This window comes from Pseudomonas sp., from assembly GCF_037994325.1.
Taxonomy (GTDB): domain Bacteria; phylum Pseudomonadota; class Gammaproteobacteria; order Pseudomonadales; family Pseudomonadaceae; genus Aquipseudomonas.
In genome coordinates this window covers 1-2,639 of the sequence record NZ_JBBNAH010000025.1, presented here as the reverse complement: position 1 = coordinate 2,639, position 2,639 = coordinate 1, and the positions used below count along the sequence as shown (strand labels likewise).

Below are 2,639 nucleotides of genomic sequence, written 5' to 3'. Positions count from 1 at the left end.
CCTGAACCGGCCGTTGCTCACCCAACTGCTGGATTACTTAAGCAAGGTGGCGGTTGGTGACCTGGGCTTTTCCCACCGCAACCAGACCGCCGTCTGGCCACTGATTGCCGAGCGCTTGCCGGCCACGGTGTTGCTGCTCGGTTCAGCGTTTGTGCTGTCGATGCTGGTGGGTGTCAGCCTCGGTGTGCTGGCCGCCCGTAGCCGGCAGCGGGGTGGGCGGCTGGATCGAATTATCAGCAACGGCGCCATGCTGCTCTATGCCACGCCATCGTTCTGGTTGGCCCTGCTGATGGTGCTGCTGTTTTCCGTCGCGCTGGATGTACTGCCAGCGTTTGGCATGGAAGCGGTGGGCGGTGGATTGAGTGGCTGGGCGCGGGTGGGCGATGTGGCGCGTCACTTGGTGTTGCCGTGCATCTCGCTGACCTTTGTGTTTGTTGCGGTGTATGTGCAGCTCACCCGTGGCGCCATGCTGGAGGTGTTTAGCCAGGACTACGTGCGCACCGCGCGGGCCAAGGGCGCTGGGGAAACCCGCGTGTTGCTGCGTCACGTGCTGCGCAACGCCTTGCTGCCGGTTACTACCTATGCCGGCTTGCAATTGGGGCAACTGGCCAGCGCGAGCCTGCTGGTGGAAGTGGTGTACGCCTGGCCGGGAATTGGGCGGCTGCTTTATGAGTCGCTGGAGGCCCGTGACTACCCGTTGTTGCTGGGGGTTTTTCTGGTGGTTTCCCTATTGGTGCTGTTGGGTAATTTACTCGGCGAACTCGCCTGCTATCTGTTTGATCCGCGTATTGGCGCCAGTCGAGGTGCCGCATGAGCATCCGTACCCTGCGTCGTTTCAGCCGGCAGCCCAGTGCGCTGATCAGCGCGATTTTTCTGCTGGTGGTGGGCCTGTTGGCCATCGCTGCGCCGTGGCTCTATCCCGAGACCGCCTGGGCCATGGTTGCGCCGCCATTACAGCCGCCGTTCGCCGCATGGCAATGGCCGTTGGGCACTGACTTGCTGGGCCGTAACCCGCTGGCAGGTCTGCTCTATGGCGCGCGATTGTCGCTGAGCATTGGCCTGCTGGTGACGTTTTTTACCTTACTGACCGGCATTGTGATCGGCGCCCTGGCCGGTTATTCCGGCGGGCTGGGAGACGCGATTTTGATGCGCGTGACCGATGTCTTTCAGGTGATCCCCGGGCTGTTTCTGGGGGTGATTCTGGTGGCCATTCTTGAACCGTCGATTACCTCCCTGGTACTGGCCATTACCCTGGCCGCTTGGCCGCCGGTGGCGCGTATTGTGCGCAGCGAATTTCTCAGTTTGCGTCAGCAGGATTTCGTGCTGGCGGCACGCACCGCCGGGCAACGGCCGCTGCATATCGTTTTTGTAGAAATCTTGCCCAATGCCTTGCCGCCGGTGCTGTCGCTGGTTGGTTTGGTGATGACGGCGGCGATTCTCGGTGAGTCGGCGCTGTCGTTTCTTGGTCTGGGCGACCCGGAATCCATGAGCTGGGGGTCGATGATCGATTCCTCCCGCAACCTGGCGCGGCAAGCCTGGTGGCTGAGTTTGTGGCCGGGTCTGGCCATCGTCATCACTGTGTTGGCGGTGCATCGGGTAGGTGAAGGCCTGCGTGTGGCCTTCAATGTGCGCGAACAGGTGGGCCCATGAGCATGCCGTTGCTGGAGATTAAGGGCTTGTCCGTGCGCTTGCCGACCGGGGCCGAACGCCGCCATGCGTTTGCCGCTTTGGACGTGCAGATTGCCGAGGGTGAATTGCTCTGTGTGGTGGGTGAATCCGGCTCGGGCAAGTCCACCTTGGGTGCGGCGATTTTGCGTCTGCTGCCCTCTGGTTTACAGGTGGATGGCGGCCAAATCGTCTTCGCCGGGCAAGACCTGCTGACCCTCGATGAACGCGCGATGCGCCAGATACGCGGGCGCGATATTGCCTTGGTCTCGCAAGAGCCGCTGTTGGCGCTAAACCCCGTCGTGCGCGTGGGCGCGCAGATTGAAGAATCGCTGTCGCTGCACACGGCCCTGAAACGTCAGGCTCGCCTGCAGCGCGTGTTGGAGCTGTTGGACTATGTCGGCCTAGCAGATCCCGAGCGCCTACGTCTGGCCTATCCCTTTCAACTGTCCGGCGGCCAGCGACAGCGAGTGGCGATTGCCATTGCCTTGGCCTGCCAGCCGCGTCTGCTGATTGCCGACGAAGCCACTTCTGCGCTGGATGCGGCCACGCGCACGCAAATTCTCAGCTTGCTGCAACGTATCCGCCGTGACACCGGCATGGCAGTGCTGCTGATTACCCACGACTTTGCCGTGGTGCGCAGCATGGCCGACCGCGTGTTGGTGATGGAGGCGGGCACGCCGGTGGAGCAGGGCAGCGCGGCGCAGGTGCTGCAGGCGCCGCGTCATGCGTATACCCGTCGGTTGCTGGAGGCTTCGGTGCTGCACCCACGGGCTGCGCAACAGCCGAATGAAAAGACGCCGTTGTTGGTGGTCGAGGGGGTGCACAAACAGCACTGGCGCCGTCAGGGCTGGCGACGTCATGGTGTTGCCGCGTTGCAGGATGTGGCGCTGCAACTGCGGCCGGGGGAAACATTGGGGATTGTCGGCGAGTCGGGTTCGGGTAAGTCCACCTTGGCGCGCGCGCTCTTAGGG

Annotated in this window: 3 protein-coding genes; all 3 read left to right on the top strand. The window is 62.9% G+C overall.

What is annotated here, in order from left to right; genetic code table 11:
• A partial coding sequence (locus tag AAAB16_RS00815) for an ABC transporter permease (protein WP_340661617.1) occupies positions 1-814 on the top strand: 814 nt, incomplete at its 5' end.
• Entirely contained in the window at positions 811-1,650 is an 840-nt protein-coding gene (locus AAAB16_RS00810) for an ABC transporter permease (protein ID WP_340661616.1), read from the top strand. The genes AAAB16_RS00815 and AAAB16_RS00810, both read left to right, overlap by 4 nt.
• The coding region (locus AAAB16_RS00805; protein ID WP_340661615.1) for an ATP-binding cassette domain-containing protein at positions 1,647-2,639 on the top strand (993 nt) is incomplete at its 3' end. The genes AAAB16_RS00810 and AAAB16_RS00805, both read left to right, overlap by 4 nt.